Annotated in this window: 16 protein-coding genes; 5 read left to right on the forward strand and 11 right to left on the reverse strand. The window is 75.4% G+C overall.

Annotation, left to right across the window (positions count from 1 at the left end; all coding sequences use genetic code 11):
- Positions 1–51: 51 nt before the first annotated feature.
- The 3 genes from PH190_RS00005 to PH190_RS00015 form a co-directional block, all read right to left on the reverse strand.
- Positions 52–564 (reverse strand): YflT domain-containing protein, encoded by a 513-nt coding sequence (locus PH190_RS00005; RefSeq protein WP_274229453.1) that lies wholly within the window; start codon positions 562–564, stop codon positions 52–54.
- 105 nt (positions 565–669) lie between these two features.
- Positions 670–1,863 (reverse strand): acyl-CoA dehydrogenase family protein, encoded by a 1,194-nt coding sequence (locus tag PH190_RS00010; protein WP_274229454.1) that lies wholly within the window; start codon positions 1,861–1,863, stop codon positions 670–672.
- Positions 1,864–1,906: 43 nt separating this feature from the next.
- Positions 1,907–2,866, reverse strand: coding sequence for an HpcH/HpaI aldolase/citrate lyase family protein (locus PH190_RS00015; protein WP_274229455.1), 960 nt, complete (start codon positions 2,864–2,866; stop codon positions 1,907–1,909).
- Between the two features lie 157 nt (positions 2,867–3,023).
- Here PH190_RS00015 and PH190_RS00020 point away from each other — a divergent pair, with 157 nt between their 5' ends.
- The 3 genes from PH190_RS00020 to PH190_RS00030 all read left to right on the forward strand — a co-directional run bounded on the left by PH190_RS00020 (position 3,024) and on the right by PH190_RS00030 (position 6,273).
- The gene (locus PH190_RS00020) at positions 3,024–4,313 is read left to right on the forward strand and encodes a magnesium transporter MgtE N-terminal domain-containing protein (protein WP_274229456.1); all 1,290 of its coding nucleotides are present in this window, start codon (positions 3,024–3,026) and stop codon (positions 4,311–4,313) included.
- Positions 4,306–4,944, forward strand: a complete 639-nt coding sequence (locus tag PH190_RS00025; RefSeq protein ID WP_274229457.1) for a DUF1003 domain-containing protein — start codon at positions 4,306–4,308, stop codon at positions 4,942–4,944. The genes PH190_RS00020 and PH190_RS00025 overlap by 8 nt, the downstream gene beginning before the upstream one ends.
- 192 nt (positions 4,945–5,136) lie before the next feature.
- Positions 5,137–6,273, forward strand: a complete 1,137-nt coding sequence (locus PH190_RS00030) for an Mrp/NBP35 family ATP-binding protein (RefSeq protein ID WP_274229458.1) — start codon at positions 5,137–5,139, stop codon at positions 6,271–6,273.
- A gap of 168 nt (positions 6,274–6,441) precedes the next feature.
- Here the strand turns inward: PH190_RS00030 and rsgA are convergent, their stop codons facing one another.
- Both rsgA and PH190_RS00040 read right to left on the reverse strand, forming a co-directional pair.
- A complete protein-coding gene (rsgA, locus tag PH190_RS00035) occupies positions 6,442–7,488 on the reverse strand; it encodes a ribosome small subunit-dependent GTPase A (protein ID WP_274229459.1) in 1,047 nt (348 codons plus the stop codon).
- Positions 7,489–7,728: 240 nt separating this feature from the next.
- Positions 7,729–8,601 carry a dioxygenase family protein gene (locus PH190_RS00040; RefSeq protein ID WP_274229460.1) on the reverse strand — a complete coding sequence of 291 codons (873 nt, stop codon included), beginning with the start codon at positions 8,599–8,601 and terminating at the stop codon, positions 7,729–7,731.
- Between the two features lie 74 nt (positions 8,602–8,675).
- Here PH190_RS00040 and PH190_RS00045 point away from each other — a divergent pair, with 74 nt between their 5' ends.
- Positions 8,676–9,200 carry a MarR family winged helix-turn-helix transcriptional regulator gene (locus PH190_RS00045; RefSeq protein ID WP_274229461.1) on the forward strand — a complete coding sequence of 175 codons (525 nt, stop codon included), beginning with the start codon at positions 8,676–8,678 and terminating at the stop codon, positions 9,198–9,200.
- On the opposite strand, the gene PH190_RS00050 is transcribed toward PH190_RS00045, so the two are convergent.
- The 5 genes from PH190_RS00050 to sigE all read right to left on the reverse strand — a co-directional run bounded on the left by PH190_RS00050 (position 9,154) and on the right by sigE (position 13,696).
- A complete protein-coding gene (locus PH190_RS00050) occupies positions 9,154–9,948 on the reverse strand; it encodes an adenylate/guanylate cyclase domain-containing protein (RefSeq protein WP_274229462.1) in 795 nt (264 codons plus the stop codon). The two genes, PH190_RS00045 and PH190_RS00050, sit on opposite strands and share 47 nt — an antisense overlap.
- Before the next feature lie 77 nt (positions 9,949–10,025).
- Entirely contained in the window at positions 10,026–10,487 is a 462-nt protein-coding gene (tatB, locus tag PH190_RS00055; RefSeq protein WP_274229463.1) for a Sec-independent protein translocase protein TatB, read from the reverse strand.
- A 9-nt stretch (positions 10,488–10,496) separates the two neighbouring features.
- The gene (locus PH190_RS00060) at positions 10,497–12,275 is read right to left on the reverse strand and encodes a trypsin-like peptidase domain-containing protein (protein ID WP_274229464.1); all 1,779 of its coding nucleotides are present in this window, start codon (positions 12,273–12,275) and stop codon (positions 10,497–10,499) included.
- A gap of 147 nt (positions 12,276–12,422) precedes the next feature.
- The gene (locus tag PH190_RS00065) at positions 12,423–13,010 is read right to left on the reverse strand and encodes a zf-HC2 domain-containing protein (protein ID WP_274229465.1); all 588 of its coding nucleotides are present in this window, start codon (positions 13,008–13,010) and stop codon (positions 12,423–12,425) included.
- A complete protein-coding gene (gene sigE / locus PH190_RS00070; protein WP_274229466.1) occupies positions 13,007–13,696 on the reverse strand; it encodes an RNA polymerase sigma factor SigE in 690 nt (229 codons plus the stop codon). Before sigE ends, PH190_RS00065 begins: the two co-directional genes overlap by 4 nt.
- 290 nt (positions 13,697–13,986) lie before the next feature.
- Here sigE and PH190_RS00075 point away from each other — a divergent pair, with 290 nt between their 5' ends.
- Positions 13,987–14,700, forward strand: a complete 714-nt coding sequence (locus tag PH190_RS00075) for an O-methyltransferase (protein WP_274229467.1) — start codon at positions 13,987–13,989, stop codon at positions 14,698–14,700.
- Here PH190_RS00075 and PH190_RS00080 read toward each other — a convergent pair.
- Positions 14,697–16,265 carry a leucyl aminopeptidase family protein gene (locus PH190_RS00080; protein ID WP_274229468.1) on the reverse strand — a complete coding sequence of 523 codons (1,569 nt, stop codon included), beginning with the start codon at positions 16,263–16,265 and terminating at the stop codon, positions 14,697–14,699. The two genes, PH190_RS00075 and PH190_RS00080, sit on opposite strands and share 4 nt — an antisense overlap.
- Position 16,266 lies beyond the last annotated feature (1 nt).

A 16,266-nucleotide genomic window follows, 5' to 3' on the forward strand; every position in this document is an offset into this window, starting at 1 on the left:
CGGTCACCACCCCATCACCAGGTGATCAGGACGGCGGGCCCACCCTCACAGTCAGCCCTCGGTGCCCATGGCCAGCTTGCCGAGCATGTCGCGGGCCTTCTCGGCGTTGCGGGGCTGGCAGAGGACGTCGTAGCGCCCGGCCACGATCTGGCTCTGCGAGGTGAAGTCGCGCCGGCCGCGGGAGGCGCCGTAGGTGATGGCGCCCGAGACCACGCCGAACACGATGCCGATGACCAGGCCGGTCAGGATCGAGGCGAGGCCGCCGGTGGGCGAGAGCAGCGAGAGCACCAGGCCCACGAACAGACCCAGCCACGCCCCGGACGCCGCGCCCGTGAGCAGCACGCGCCCCCAGGTCAGGCGACCGATGACCCGCTCGACGAGCATGAGGTCGACGCCGACGATGGTCACGTCGGCGACGGGGAAGTCGTTGTCCGCCAGGTGGTCGACCGCGCGCTGGGCTTCCTCGTACTTGGCGTAGGAGCCCACCGGCCAGCCGGACGGCGGCTCGGGGAGGTTGGGCAGCCCGGGCTGGGTACCGGGTCGGCCGGTGAACGGCGCAGTCACGACGATTCCTCGCTGTCCTCTCGACGGTTGGCGTCCCGTACAACGCGGGACGCGGCCCGGGAGTGCCCGGGCCGGTACCGGTGTGACGGAGGACGGTACCGCCGATCAGCGCAGCTTGTAGTCCTTGAGCAGCCCGCGGCTGATGATCGTCTTCTGGATCTCCGAGGTGCCCTCGCCGATGAGCAGGAACGGCGCCTCGCGCATGAGGCGCTCGATCTCGTACTCCTTCGAGTAGCCGTAGCCGCCGTGGATGCGGAACGACTCCTCGGTGACCTCCTTGCAGTACTCCGAGGCGATCATCTTGGCCATCCCGGCCTCGACGTCGTTGCGCTCGCCGCGGTCCTTGAGGCGCGCGGCGTTGACCATCATGTGGTGCGCGGCCTCGACCTTGGTGGCCATCTCGGCGAGCTTGAACGAGATCGCCTGGTGCTGGGCGATCGGCTTGCCGAACGTGGAGCGCTGCTGGGCGTACTCGATGCCGAGCTCGAAGGCGCGGATCGCGATGCCGCAGGCGCGGGCGGCGACGTTGACGCGGCCGACCTCGACGCCGTCCATCATCTGCGCGAAGCCCTTGCCGGGTGCGTGGCCCAGCACCTGCGACTGCGGGATGCGGAAGCCGTCGAACACCATCTCGGTGGTGTCGACGCCCTTGTAGCCCATCTTGTCGATCTTGCCGGGGATGCTGAGGCCCTCGGCGACCTTCCCGAAGCCGCGCTCCTTGTCGACGAGGATCGTCGTCAGGTTCTGGTACGGCTTCTCGGCGCCCTCGTCGGTCTTGACCAGCACCGCCGACAGGTTCGACGACCCGCCGTTGGTCAGCCACATCTTGGCGCCGTTGACGACGTAGTCGTCGCCGTCGGCCTTGGCGCTGGTCTTGATGGCCGCGACGTCGGAGCCGAGGTCGGGCTCGGACATCGAGAACGACCCGGTGATCTCCCCGGTCGCCATCTTCGGCAGGTAGTGCGCCTTCTGCTCGGGCGTGCCGTGCTGGCGCAGCATGTAGGCGACGATGAAGTGGGTGTTGATGACGCCCGAGACGCTCATCCACCCGCGCGCGATCTGCTCGACGACCAGCGCGTAGGTCAGCAGCGACTCGCCCAGACCGTCGTACTCTTCCGGGATCATGAGCCCGAACAGGCCCATCTCCTTCATCCCGTCGACGATGTCCTGCGGGTAGACGTCGTCGTGCTCGAGCTGCTGCGCGTGCGGGATGATCTCCTTGTCCACGAAGTCGCGGACCGTGGAGAGGATCTCCTGCTGCACATCGGTCAGGCCGGCGGTCTGGGCGAGGCGTGCCATGCGTGGTGCTCCTGCTGCGTAGAAGTTACCGACGAGTGTGTGCTCAGCTCTCCGGCGGCGTCCACCGCTCGCCGCGGGACATGCCCGCCGCGCGGCCCTTGCCCGCGATGACCAGCGCCATCTTGCGCGACGCCTCGTCGATCATCTCGTCGCCGAGCATCGCGGAGCCCTTGGCGCCGCCCGCCTCCGAGGTGAACCAGTCGTAGGCGTCGAGGATGTTCTCGGCGTGGTCGTAGTCCTCCTGCGACGGCGAGAAGGTCTCGTTCGCGGCGTCGATCTGGCCGGGGTGGAGCACCCACTTGCCGTCGTAGCCGAGCGCGGCGGCGCGGTTCGCGACGCGGCGGAAGCCGTCGACGTCGCGGATCTGCAGGTAGGGGCCGTCGATGGCCTGCAGGTCGTTGGCCCGCGCGGCCATGAGGATCTGCATGAGGATGTAGTGGTAGGCGTCGCCCTCGGTGTAGCCGGGGGGCTGCTCGCCGACGACCAGCGACTTCATGTTGATCGAGGCCATGAAGTCGGCCGGGCCGAAGACGATGGTCTCCAGGCGCGGGCTCGACTCGGCGATCGCGACCACGTTGTTGAGCCCGCGCGCGTTCTCGATCTGCGCCTCGATGCCCAGCCGGCCGACCTCGAGGCCCATCGTCTTCTCGATCTGCGTGAGCAGCATGTCGAGCGCGTGGACCTGCTCGGGCGTCTGGACCTTCGGCAGCATGATCGCGTCGAGGTTGGCCCCGGCGCCCTCCACGACCTCGGTGACGTCGCGGTAGGTCCACTCGGTGGTCCAGTCGTTGACGCGCACGACGCGCGTCTTGCCCTCCCAGCCGCCCTCGTTGAGCGCGGCCACGATCGTCTTGCGGGCCTCGGGCTTCACCAGCGGCGCGCAGGCGTCCTCGAGGTCGAGGAAGACCTGGTCGGCGGGCAGGGTGCGGGCCTTGTCGATGAACTTCTGGCTCGACCCGGGCACCGCCAGGCACGACCGGCGGGGGCGGTTCACGACACTCACGAGACTGCTGACCTCCTCGTCGACACTGGCCGCCGATGCTGACACGGACGGTCACGGCGCATCGGCCGAGGTGGCGACCCTCTCACCGGTGACTCGATCCAGCCGCACGGCACGACCGGCGGCGCGCGACCGTTAACCTGCTGCCGTGACTACCGCCATGTCCAGGGTGTTCGTGGCCCGCATGGTCGGGCTGCCCGTCCTGGGCCCGGACGGCGAGCGGATCGGCCGCGTGCGCGACGCGGTGTGCGCGGTCGCGGTCGGCCCGCGGCCACCTCGCGTGCTCGGCCTCGTCGTCGGGGTGGGCTCGCGGCGGCGGATCTTCGTGCCGATGCTGCGGGTGACGGCGGTGGACGCGGCGGCGGTCACGCTCGCGACGGGGCAGGTCAACCTGCGGGCCTTCGCCCAGCGCCCCAACGAGGTGCTCGTCGTCGGCGAGATGCTCGACGCCCGCGTGCGGGTGGTCGACCACGACGCCGACGCGCAGGTCGTCGACGTGCTCATGGAGCACCAGCGCAGCCGCGACTGGCTGGTCACGCGCCTGGCGGTGCGCGAGCTGGTCGGGCGGCTGGGCCGGCGGGGCCCCGTGCAGGTGCTGCCGTGGGCGGCGATCTCCGGGCTCTCGCTCTCGGAGACCGGGCAGGGCACCGAGCAGCTGCTCTCGACGTTCGAGGACATGCGCCCGGCCGACATCGCGCACGCGCTGATGGACCTGCCGCAGCGTCGCCGCCACGACGTCGCCGACGGCCTGGGCGACGACCGGCTCGCCGACGTGCTCGAGGAGCTCCCGTCGTCCGAGCAGCAGGACCTCCTGCGCCACCTGTCCACCGAGCGCGCCGCCGACGTGCTCGAGGAGATGGACCCCGACGACGCCGCCGACCTGCTCGCGGACCTCCCCGGCGCCGAGTCCGAGGAGTTGCTCGGTCTCATGGAGCCCGAGGAGTCCGAGCCGGTCCGCCGCCTGCTGACCTACTCGTCGGACACGGCGGGCGGGCTCATGACGCCCGAGCCGATCGTGCTCCAGCCCGGCGCGACGATCGCCGAGGCGCTCGCCCACGTCCGCAACCCCGACATCACCCCGGCGCTGGCGTCGATGGTGTTCGTCTGCCGGCCGCCCACCGCCACGCCGACCGGGCGCTACCTCGGCTGCGTGCACGCCCAGCGGCTGCTGCGCGAGGCGCCGTCGGAGCTGGTCGCGGGCGTGCTCGACGCCGAGCTCACGCGGCTGGGGCCCGAGGCGTCGCTCGCCGAGGTCACCCGCTACTTCGCGACCTACAACCTCGTCTGCGGGCCCGTCATCGACGAGGGCGGGCACCTGGTCGGCGCCGTCACCGTCGACGACGTCCTCGACCACCTGCTGCCCGAGGACTGGCGCTCGCAGCCCGACCCGGAACCGGGCCGGACGGCACCGGCCCCGCCGGTCGCGCCGGCAGGAGGCGGTCGTGCCTGAGCCCACCACCCGCCGGCGCCTCGACCAGCCCGCCGGCACCCGCCGCATCCGCCTCACCGTCGACACCGAGTGGTTCGCGCGCGTCGCCGAGCGCCTCGCCCGCTTCCTCGGCACCGGGACGTTCCTGCTGTGGCAGTCGGTGATCGTCGTCACCTGGATCACGCTCAACGTCTTCGCGATCAGCCTGCAGTGGGACCCCTACCCGTTCATCCTGCTCAACCTCGCGTTCTCGACGCAGGCCGCGTACGCCGCGCCGCTGATCCTGCTGGCGCAGAACCGCCAGGACGACCGCGACCGCGTCTCCCTCGAGGAGGACCGCACCCGCGCCGGGCGGCTCTCGGCCGAGACCGAGTACCTCGCCCGCGAGCTGGCGTCGATGCGGCTGCAGCTCGGCGAGGTCGTCACCCGCGACTACCTGCGCGGCGAGCTGGAGCAGGCCCGCGGCATCCGGGACGGCGCCCGGGAGGGCGACCGGTCGGGCAAGCCGGACAAGGCCCTGGAGAAGGCGGTCACCAAGGCCGTGGACCGCGCGGTCAACCGCACGCTCGACGACGCCGTGGAGCGTGCCCTGGTCCGTGCCCTCGAGCAGCGGGCCCTCGCCGCGGAGGGCGAGCGGACCAACGGGCGCTGAGTGTGCTCCCGGTGCCGTCATCGCCCGCGCACGGGGCGTGACGCGCACCGCCTGCCGTGCCGGAGCCCCGCGGGTGACCGGCACGTAGCATGGGGGTGAGCCGACGGGGGCCTCACGCCTCCGCCCCGGTGCCCCGGCGGGTCCCCCGCGGTGCGTGGGCCCGGGTGTCCTCGAGATGTCGAGAAGGGTCCGATGGCCGCAGCACCATCCGTCGACGCGATCCGGTCAGCACTGGCCGGCGTCGAGGATCCCGAGATCCACCGCCCGATCACCGAGCTGGGCATGGTCAAGGACATCAACGTCCTCGACCACGGCAAGGTCGAGATCGGCGTCTACCTCACCGTGGCCGGCTGCCCGATGAAGGAGACGATCACCCAGCGGGTCACCTCGGCGGTGTCCGCCGTCTCGGGTGTCACCGCCGTGTCGGTCGACCTCGACGTCATGAACGACGAGCAGCGCCGCGAGCTGCGCAAGACGGTGCGCGGCGACGCCGACGAGCCCGTCATCCCGTTCGCCCAGCCCGGCTCGCTGACGCGCGTCTACGCCGTCGCGTCGGGCAAGGGCGGGGTCGGCAAGTCGTCGGTGACGGTCAACCTGGCCGCCGCGATGGCCGACCGCGGCCTGTCGGTCGGCGTGGTCGACGCCGACATCTACGGCCACTCGGTGCCGCGCATGCTCGGCACCGACGACCGGCCCACCAAGGTCGACGACATGATCCTCCCGCCGCAGGCCCACGGCGTGAAGGTCATCTCGATCGGCATGTTCACCCCGGGCAACACCCCGGTCGTCTGGCGCGGCCCGATGCTGCACCGCGCCCTGCAGCAGTTCCTCGCCGACGTCTTCTGGGGCGACCTCGACATCCTGCTGCTCGACCTGCCCCCGGGCACCGGCGACATCGCCATCTCGGTCGCGCAGCTGATCCCGAGCGCCGAGCTGCTCGTCGTCACCACGCCGCAGCAGGCCGCCGCCGAGGTCGCCGAGCGCGCCGGCGCCATCTCGCTGCAGACCCGCCAGCGCCTGGCCGGGGTCGTCGAGAACATGTCGTGGATGGACATGCCCGACGGCTCGCGCCTCGACCTGTTCGGGTCGGGCGGCGGGCAGGCCGTGGCCGACTCGCTGGCGAAGTCGGTGGGCGGGAACGTGCCGCTGCTGGGCCAGATCCCGATCGACACCCGCCTGCGCGAGGGCGGCGACGCCGGCGTCCCGCTGGTGCTCAGCCAGCCGGAGTCCGCCGCCGGCGCCGCCCTGCGCGCCGTCGCCGAGAAGCTCTCGGTGCGCTCGCGCGGCCTCGCGGGCATGTCGCTCAACATCTCGCCCGCGGGCCGCTAGTCACCTCCCCGCGTCGGTCGCCGTCCGGGTCGCAGCGAACGCGCTGTTCGCTGCCTCTAGGCGTACGAAGTCCGCGTTCGCTCGCGGGCTCGCGTTCGCCTCCGGCGGGCGAATGCGCTGTTCGCTGCCTCTACGCGTACGAACAGCGCGTTCGCTGCAGCACGCCGGTCACCGCCCCCGCGCCCGGTACGCCGCGCGCTGGTCCTTGGTGACCTGCTTCCAGCGCCCCCGACGCTCGGCCGCGAGCCGGGCGTCGGTGCGCGCCGCCGCCCACTCGTCCTCGCGCACGAGCTTGCGGTAGGCCTCGAGCCGCCGCGCCGGGAGCGTCCCGCCCCCGACGGCGTCCTGCACCGCGCAGCCGGGCTCGCGGTCGTGGGCGCAGTCGGCGAACCGGCACGCCTCGGCGAGCTCGACGACGTCGGCGAAGGCGCGGTCGATGCCCTCGGCCGCGTCGCGGACGCCCACCGCCCGCAGGCCCGGGGTGTCGACGAGCACCCCGCCGCCGGGCAGGGGCAGCAGCTCGCGGTGCACCGTGGTGTGGCGGCCCTTCCCGTCGACGGCGCGGACCGCCCCGGTGGCCATCGTCTCGGCGCCGAGCAGCGCGTTGGCGAGCGTGGACTTGCCGGCGCCCGAGGGCCCGACGAGGACCGTGGTGCCGCGGGCGGCGGCCGCGACCTCGGCGAGCCCGTCGCCGGTCACGGCGCTGACGGGCACGACGTCGACGCCGGGGGCCGCGACGGCGAGGTCCCCGAGCGCGTCGACCAGCGCCTCGCCGTCCCGGTCGATCTTCGTGAGGACGACGACGGGCGTCGCCCCGCTCTCCCACGCGAGGGCGAGCAGGCGTTCGACGCGGCCGGTCCGCAGCCCGGTGTCGAGGGGCACGGTGACCAGGACCGTGTCGACGTTGGCGGCGAGGACCTGCGCGTCGGAGCGCCCGGAGACCGTGGCGCGGACGAGGGCGGTGCGCCGGGGCAGCACCGCGGTGACGGTGCCGTCACCGACGAGGACCCAGTCGCCGACGGCGAGGGCGTGACCGCGCGGGTCGGCGTGGACGCGGTCGTCGGCGGTGAGGACGTCGACCCGACCGCGGTCGACGCGGGCGACCCGCCCGGGCGCGGCGCCGTCGGCCGACCCGGGCACGAGCGCGGCCCACGCGTCGTCCCAGCCGTAGCGGGTGAGGGTGGTGTGGTCAGGGGTGGGAACAGCAGCGAGCAACGGAGGAGGCCCTTCGAGGAGCCGCCGTCGGGCGACGGCGGGCAGGAGCCCTGGTGCGCGCAGCACTCGTCACGAGCCGGTCGGCGTCACCAGGAGGTGCGTCGGACGGCGCCCTTCATGGCGCCCGTGCGGGCGGCCATGGCGTTCACTCCTCGAACGGTTCCCCGGGGATCGACCTCCCCGGACGGAGCCAGCATGCTCCCCCGGCGCCGGCGCGCGCCAGAGCGTTTCCCGTGACCGTCAGGCCACCTGCAGCGACCGGCGGGACAGGCCCCACATGGTGCCGTCGATCGTCGTCGTCACCGGGGCCTCGGGGTCGGTGGCCGCGCCCAGGGTGACGAACAGCGGCACGAAGTGCTCGGCCGTCGGGTGCGCGTAGGGCATGCCCGGGGCCTGGCGGAAGCGGTGGAGGGTCTCGAGGTCGCCGCGGTCGAGCGCCTCGGCGGCCCAGGCGTCGAACTCGCCGGTCCAGCCCGGGGTCTCCTTCCCGCCGAGCATGTCGCGGGTCAGGAACGGCAGGCCGTGGGTCATGAAGCCCGAGCCGATGACGAGCACGCCCTCGCTGCGCAGCTCGCGCAGGCGGGTGCCGATGGCGAGCAGGCGGTCCGGCTCCTCCGTGGGCAGGCTCATCTGCAGGACCGGGACGTCGCCGAGCGGGTACATGACCTTGAGCGGCACCCAGGCCCCGTGGTCGAGCCCGCGGCGCGAGGTGTGCACCGGCTCGCCGTCGGGCAGCGTCGCCGCGACGCGGGCGGCGAGCGCGGAGGCGTCGGGCGTCGCGTAGGTCATGCGGTAGAAGCGCTCCGCGAACCCGCCGAAGTCGTACACGAGCGGGGTGCCGGCCTCGGGGCTCAAGAGCGTCAGCGGCGCGGACTCCCAGTGCGCCGAGACGATGAGGATCGCGCGCGGCGTCGGCAGCGTGTCCGCCCAGGCGCCCAGGCGCGTCATCCACTCCGCGTCGTCGAACAGCGGCGGCGCCCCGTGGCTGACGTAGAGCGCGGGCAGCGGCCCGTCCTGCGGGGTCCACGGCGCGCGGCGGGTGGCACGCTCCCGCGCGGCCGGCTCGTACGCGTCGAACGCCGCTCCCGGGTGGGCGGTGGCGAACGGATCCATGGCCTACTCCTCGCTTGATGATTCAACCGCCGAATCTACCTGCTTTGGGTTGAAGCATCAAGTAAAGTGGGGCCATGGACGACTCGCCCTGGCTCGACGACGCGGAGCAGCGGGCCTGGCGCCGGACGGCCGCGGTGATGACGCTGCTGCCCGCCGCGCTCGACGCCCAGCTCCAGCGTGACGCCGGCCTGACCCAGTTCTCGTACCTGACGCTGGCGATGCTCTCCGAGACGCCCGGGCGCACGCTGCCCATGAGCGCCCTGGCGGCCACCGTGAACTCGTCGCTCTCGCGACTCTCGCACGTCGTGGCGCGCCTCGAGCAGCAGGGCTGGGTGACGCGCGAGCCGTCGCCGGAGAGCGGGCGGGTGACCGTCGCGCGGCTCACCGAGGCGGGCATGGAGAAGGTCCGCGAGACCGCACCCGGGCACGCCGCGGAGGTCCGCCGGCTGATCTTCGACGCGCTCGACGACGAGGGCGTCTCGTCGCTGGCCTGCGTCACCGCGGCGATCCTCGGACGCCTCGACCCGGCCGGCGGGATGCGGGCGAACCCGCTCAGCCGCGAGGCCCACCCGGACGACGACCGATCCGCCACGGGGTGATGTCGGGCGGCACACCCTTGCCGCGCCGCCCGCTCAGGGGGAACGCCGCGAAGCGCTCGGCGTCGAGGAACTCGCGGCTGGTGCTGGAGACGCACACCTCGCCCGGTCCGGCGGCGTCGGTGATCCGGGCGGCGATGTTGACGTCGCGGCCGTAGTAGTCGCCGCCGAGCTGCTGCGGGGTCCCGACGTGCACGCCCGCGCGCAGGGCCAGGCGGTGCCCGTCGACCTCGAGCTCGCCGACGGCGTCGCGCGCCGCCAGCGCCACCTCGACCGCGTCCTCGACGGTCGGGTGCACGGCCATCAGCCCGTCGCCGAGCCGCTTGACGACGCGCCCGCGCCGGCGCACGAGGGGCTCGACGGCCGCGCCGACCCGCCGCAGCGCGGTCACCGCCACGTCGTCGCCGACCTCGAGGGTCCAGTCGGAGAACCCGGCGAGGTCGGTGAACAGGACGACGACGTGCTCGTCGCTGTGCTGCTCCTCGACCCCGGCGTGCGCCTGCCACACCTGTAGCGCGGTCAGCCCGACCTCGCGCAGCACGCTCGGGCGGGTCGCCGCCAGCGGGGCGAGCTGGGCCGCGAGCCGGCCGACGGCGTCGTCCCCGGTGGACAGGGGGTCGCCGTACGTGGCGTCGCCGGGCAGCCGGGAGCGCGCCCACTCGAGCGCGGCGAGGAGGCGCGGGTCGGAGTCGAGCCGGTGGGCCGCCTCCAGGACCCGGCGGCGCACCGGCTCACGGTGGGACGCGAGCACGTTGATCGACGGTAACAGCCGGTCCGCCGCCACCCCGTGCCCCCGAGCACCTCGTGAGGAGGGACACGGGCGCGCCCTCAGGTGGCGTCGGGGTCCACCGGGGCGATCTCGCCCGGGCCCAGCGGGCGGGCGGCCTCGGGGCGGCGGACGGTCGGTGCCGGCGTGGCGGGCACCGACCCGGTGGTGCCGGCGGTCGTGCTCGCGGTCGTGCTCGCGGACGTGCTCGCGGTCGTCCCCGGCGTCGGGGACCCGCTCCAGGTGCCGTCGGCGGGCGGCTCGGTGAACAGGTGCTGGCGGACCGCCCGGCGGGGGTTCAGGTCCCGCACCGAGCGCAGGTCCTCGAGCGGCTTGCGGAGCTCGTCGAACTCCGGCCCGAGCTCCTGGCGCAGCTGGTCGCGCGCGCCGGTCGCGTAGTCGCGGATCGTGCGCACGGTGTTCGCCACCCACGCCGCGGCGGCCGGGAGACGCTCGGGTCCGAGGACGAACAGCCCGACGAGCGCGAGGACGAGCAGCTCGGGCCAGCCGACGTTGTCGAACACCCCTGCCCCCTAGAGCGTGACCTGCAGCGTCAGCGGACGGCCCTGGCGCACCACGCCGAGGGTGATCACCTGGCCCGGCGGGTGCTCCCGCACGGCCACGACGAGCTCGTCGGCGGACGCGATGGGCCGGTCGTCGACCCGCAGGACCACGTCGCCCTCCAGCAGCCCGGCGCGCGACGCGGGTCCACCCTGGCGCACGTTGAGCACCTGCGCACCGTCCGCGGTGCCGTCCGTGACCGACTTCGCGTTCACCCCGAGGTCGCTGTGGGTGTAGCCGCCGGTGCGGATGATCGACTCGGCGATGACGCGGACGTCGTCGATCGGGATGGCGAAGCCGAGGCCGATCGATCCGCCCTCACCGCCGCCGAGGGTCCGGATCGCGGTGTTGATGCCGACGACGGCCCCGGAGGTGTCGACGAGCGCACCACCGGAGTTCCCGGGGTTGATGGCGGCGTCGGTCTGGATGGCGTCGATGACGGGGTTGGCCTCGGCCGACTCGGCGTCGAGCCGCACCGGGCGGTCGACCGAGCTGACGATGCCCTCGGTGACCGTGCCCGCGAGGCCGAGCGGCGAGCCGATCGCGATGACGCCGTCGCCGACGCGCAGGTCGGACGAGCGCCCGAGCTGGGCGACGACGGGGTTCGCGATGTCCACCTTGACCACGGCGATGTCGGTCTGCGGGTCGCGGCCGACGACGCGCGCGGGCGCCCGCAGCCCGGAGGCGAAGACGGCCTCGAGGGTGGCGCGCGGGTCGGTGGCGGCGAGCTCGACGACGTGGTTGTTGGTGACGATGTAGCCGTCGGGGCTGAGCACGACGCCCGACCCCGTGCCGCCGCTGGTGCCGGCCTGCAGCTCGAGCGACACCACCGCCGACGTCACACGGCCCGCCACCTCGGCCACCGAGCCCGGGGGGCGCTCGCGGCCGGTCTCGACCGGGGTCAGCGTGGCTCCCGGGTCGACGAGGCTGTCCGCACCACCCGCGACCGCCCAGCCGGCCACGCCCCCGACCCCGCCGAGCAGCAGCGCCACGGCGGCGAGCAGGGCCAGCGCGGTCGGCTGCACCCGGCGGCCGAGGATCAGCTCGCGGGCCGACAGGCGCGGGCCCACGGGGCGGGCCGCCTCGCCGGGCCGGGACTCGCCCAGCGCGGGGCCGCCGAGCTCGGCGCCCGTGCCGGGGTCGCGCCAGGGGTCGGCGGTCGCGGTCCCGCCCGCCCAGAAGTCGTCGGGCCCGTCGGTGGAGCGCTCCGGGGGCCGGTCGGGGCGCTGCAGCGACGTCGCGGCGCCGCCCTCGGGGCGCCCGAACGCCGCGGTCAGCGCCGGGGCGGGGGCGTCACGGTGCCCCGTCGGGCGCCGGCCGGCGTCACCGTTGCGGGCGCCGAAGCCGCCCTCGACCCCCGCGGGCCGGCCGAAGACGGCGGCGAGCTCCCGCTCGTCGGGGGCGTGGCCGTTCGGGTGGGCGGCGCCGTTCGCGGGGACGGTGCCGTTCGCGGGGACGGTGCCGTTCGGGTGGGCGCCGTTCGGGAGGGCGCCGTTCGGGAGGGCGCCGTTCGGGAGGGCGCCGTTCGGGGGGGCGCCGTTCGGGTGCGCGGCGCCGTTGGTGCCGTGCCCGTTGGTCGGCGCCTGGCCGTGGCCGGGGCCGTACCCGTCGGCGGGGTGGCCGTTGCTCGGGCCGTGGCCGTTGCTCGGGCCGGAGCCGTTGCCGGAGCCGTTGCCGGAGCCAGGGCCGGCGTCAGGGCCGTGCCCGGTCTCGGGGGTCGGGTCGGGGCGCGGGTCGGTGGGTCCGCTCATGACGCCTCCCCGCGGGGGGCGGCGGGCCGCGGCCCGGGCTCAACGGTGGTGCTCATCGCCCCTCCACCGTAGAGCCTCGGCCCGCGTCACGCGTCGACACGGTCACAGCGTGCGACCGGCGTGGTGAAGGGCCCGTCAGGGGGCGGGTCAGGGAGCGCCGGGTCCGGGCAGGCCCGGCGCCGGGGAGGTGGCGGTGCGCGCGCGGACGGCGAGGTCGGCGGCCGCGGCGGTGGGGGTGACGGTGGGCGCGACGACGACGGGCGCGCCCGGCGAGGACGCGGGCGCGGTGCCCGACACGACGGCGGGCCCGGAGAGGGCGGCCAGCGCGGCGGCGCCGACGACCACCCCGGAGCTCAGGGCCACGGGCACGCCGAGACTCCGGCGCCGCGCGCGGCGGCCGCGCGGGGTCTCGGCGGGGACGACGAGCTCGCCGTCGGGGCCCACGGCCAGCCCGGCGGGCGGCTCGGGCAGCGGGGCGGCGTGGGGGATCGAGCACAGGGCGCTGAGCAGCGAGCTCGGCACGGCCGGCCCCCCGGCGGCGCGGACCCGCCGGCGCGCCTGGCGCTGCGCGGCGACCTCGGCGGCGCAGGACAGGCAGTGGTCGACGTGCGCGGCGGCCCGGCGGGCCGGCCCGGGCGGGAGCTCGTCGTCGACGAACGCGACGACGGCGTCGAGCGCGAGGTGGCCGGCGTCGGTGAACCGACGCGGCCAGCCCCCCGTGCGCCCGGAGATCACAGCGACCTCCCCGGCGACCTCCGTGGGCCGGCGCCGACCCGGTCGGCGGCACGGGACTCGAGCGCGGCGCGCAGCGCCTGGCGCCCACGGTGGATGCGGCTTCGCACGGTTCCCAGTTTGACACCGAGCGTCGCCGCGATCTCCTCGTACGAGAGACCTTCCACGTCGCAGAGCACGACGGCGGCGCGGAACTCGGGCGCCAGGGCGTCGAGCGCGGCCTGCAGGTCGGGGTCGAGGTGGGCGTCGGACCAGACCTGCTCGGGGTCGGGGCCGCCGCCGGGCAGGCGGTCGGTGTCCTCGGGCAGGCCCTCCATCCGCAGGCGGGCGCGGCGGCGGACCATGTCGAGGAAGAGGTTGGTGGTGATGCGGTGCAGCCAGCCCTCGAACGTGCCGGGCTTGTAGCCCGCGAGCGACCGGAACACGCGGATGAACGTCTCCTGCGTGAGGTCCTCGGCGTCGTGGGCGTCGCCGGTCAGGCGGTACGCGAGGCGGTAGACGCGGTCGGCGTGCTGGCGCACGACGTCGTCCCAGGTCGGCGGCACCCAGGCCTCGCCGCCGTCGGCGAACGGCTCGGCCGCTGTGCTGACCTCGGGACGCTCGAGCAGGGCCGTCCCACCGTGCGACGGCCGGACGCCGTCGGACACCGGACCGGGGGAGGCGGCGGCGGGGACGGGGCGATCGGGCATCGGCGGGCGCGCTCCTCGGCTCGTCGGTGGCGGCGCCGGTCGGGGGTGCCCGGCGACCTGGCCACCACTGTGGCGGCCCGTGATGTCACGGGGGTGAGGTCGGCCTGAGAGACCCCTGAGTTTCGGGACGGGCCGGTGATCCGTCCCTCACCCCGTCCGTGTCGGCGGCGTGTCGGCGCGGCACGCCGCCCCGCACCCGGACCGCGCTCTAGCCTGCACGGATGGCGACGGGACGCCCCGGGGGGCGAGGGGGCGGCGGTGCGCGCGGCCCGTCCCGTCCGCTGCGGGCCGTGCGGCGCACCCCCGACGCCGCGACCGGTCCCGTGGCCGTCGGCGACGCCCCGGACGCCGCGTCCGACGCCGAGGCCGCCCGCGCCCGCGCGCGGACCCGTCTCGCCGAGCGCGCGGAGGCGTTCCTCGCCGAGGACGAGCTGGTCACCGGCCTGCGCGAGCGCGCCGTCGCGGAGGGCGTCGTGCCGGTCGCGCCCGCCACCGCCGCGGCGCTGACCTTCCTCGCGGCGTCGACGCGGGCGCGCGCGGTGGTCGAGATCGGCACCGGCCTGGGCCTCGCCACCGTCGCCCTCCTGCGCGGGATGCCCACCGACGGGCTGCTGACCAGCATCGACCCCGACGGCGACCGCCAGGCCCGGGCCCGCGCGGCCTGCGTCGAGGCGGGGTTCGCGGCGAACCGGGTGCGCATGATCAAGGGCACGTCGCGCCAGGTGCTCCCCCGCCTGTCCGACGCCGGCTACGACCTCGTCGTCGTCGACGGCGTCACCACCGAGTTCCCCCGCGACCTCGAGGCGTCGCTGCGCCTGCTGCGCCCGGGCGGGGTGGTGGTCGTCGACGACGTCCTGTGGTCCGGGCGCGTCGCCGACCCGGTGCGCCGCGAGGCGGTCGCCGGCGCGCTGCGCGAGACCGTGCGCCTCGTGCGGGAGGACGAGCGCCTCGTGCCGCTGCTGCTGCCGGTGGCCGAGGGCCTGCTCTGCGCCGCGCGGCGCTAGACGCGTCCGGCGACGAACTCCACGAGCGTGCGGGCGGCGAAGCCCGTGGCGCCCTTGGCGACCTCCTCGTGCGGGCTGTCGCAGCGCGCGGGCCCGGCGATGTCGAGGTGCGCCCACGGCTGCCCGTCGGTGAAGCGGCGCAGGAACAGGGCCGCCGCGATCCCTCCCGGGCCGCCCGGAGCCTGGCGCACGTCGGCGATGGTGGAGTCGACGTCGGGGTCGAGGTCCGCCGACAGCGGCATCGGCCACCACGACTCCCCCGTCGCCGCGCCGGCGTCGACGATCGCGGTGCGCAGGGCCGGCTCGCTGGCGAACACGCCGCCGGTGCGCACGCCGAGCGCGACCTTCATCGCCCCGGTCAGCGTGGCGACGTCGACGACGACGTCGGGGCCGAGCACCTCGAGGGCGTAGGCGATCGCGTCGGCGAGGACCATGCGGCCCTCGGCGTCGGTGTTGGTCACCTCGGTGGTGGTGCCCCCGCGGTGGCACACCAGGTCGCCGGGGCGGTACGCCGAGCCCGAGACGTGGTTCTCGGCGAGCGGGACGAGCCCGGTCACCCGCACCGGCACGCGCAGCCGGGCCAGGGCGCGCAGGGCGGCGACGACCGCCGCGCCGCCGGCGCAGTCGGTGCGCATGTCCGCCATGCCCGCGTTCGGCTTGATCGAGATGCCGCCGGTGTCGAACGTGATGCCCTTGCCGACGAGCACGACGTGGCCGGCGGCGGGGTCGGCGTCCGGCGGCGACCAGGACAGCTCGAGCAGCCGCGGCGGGCGCGACGAGCCACCGCCCACGGCGAGCACGCCGCCGAACCCCTCCGCGGCGAGCCAGTCCTCGTCCCGCACGGTGACCTCGAGGCCGCGGGCGTCGGCGACGAGCTCGCCGGCCGTGGCGGCGAACCAGGCCGGCGACTTGGCGCCCGAGGGCGTGTCCGCGAGGTCGCGGGCCCGGGCGGTCGCGGTGGCGAGCTCCACGGCGCGCTCGACGGCGTCGTGGTGCTCGGCGGGGACGTCGAGGTGCACGCGCACGCGCGGCGCGACGCCGTCGGGGCGGACGGTGAAGCGGTGCGAGCCGAGGACGACGCCGAGGGCCAGCGCGGCCCACTCGTCGGCGGTCGCGGGCCGGTCCTCGTCGCGGTCGGGGCGCAGGAGCGCGCTGCGGGTGGCGTCGGCGACGGCGTCGCCGAGGGCGTGCGCCGGCGCGTCCCGGACCGCGCGGACCGCCGCGGCGCCGGCGGCGCGCCAGTCGCGGGCGCGGCCCTCGCCGACCCCGACCAGCCAGCTCGCCGGGGCCTCGCCGGGCAGCGCGACCACGGCACCCGGCGAGGGGCGCCAGCCGGGCGGGGCGCCCTCGACGACCGAGGGCGCGTCGTCGTCGCTCCCGGTGCCGTCGGCGTCGGTCCCGGTGCTGCCGGAATCGGTGCTGCCGTGCTCGGTGGTGCCCTCGGTGGGGGTGCGCTCGTCACGCCGTCGCCAGCGCAGCACGGCGACGGCGCCGGCGGGCGCCTCGGGGGTGAGGACGGCGAGCGGGGTGGGCAGCGCCGGGGCGGCGAAGGCCGCGGAGGCCACG

Source organism: Actinomycetospora straminea (assembly GCF_028737255.1).
In the GTDB taxonomy this organism is placed as follows: Bacteria; Actinomycetota; Actinomycetes; order Mycobacteriales; family Pseudonocardiaceae; genus Actinomycetospora; species Actinomycetospora straminea.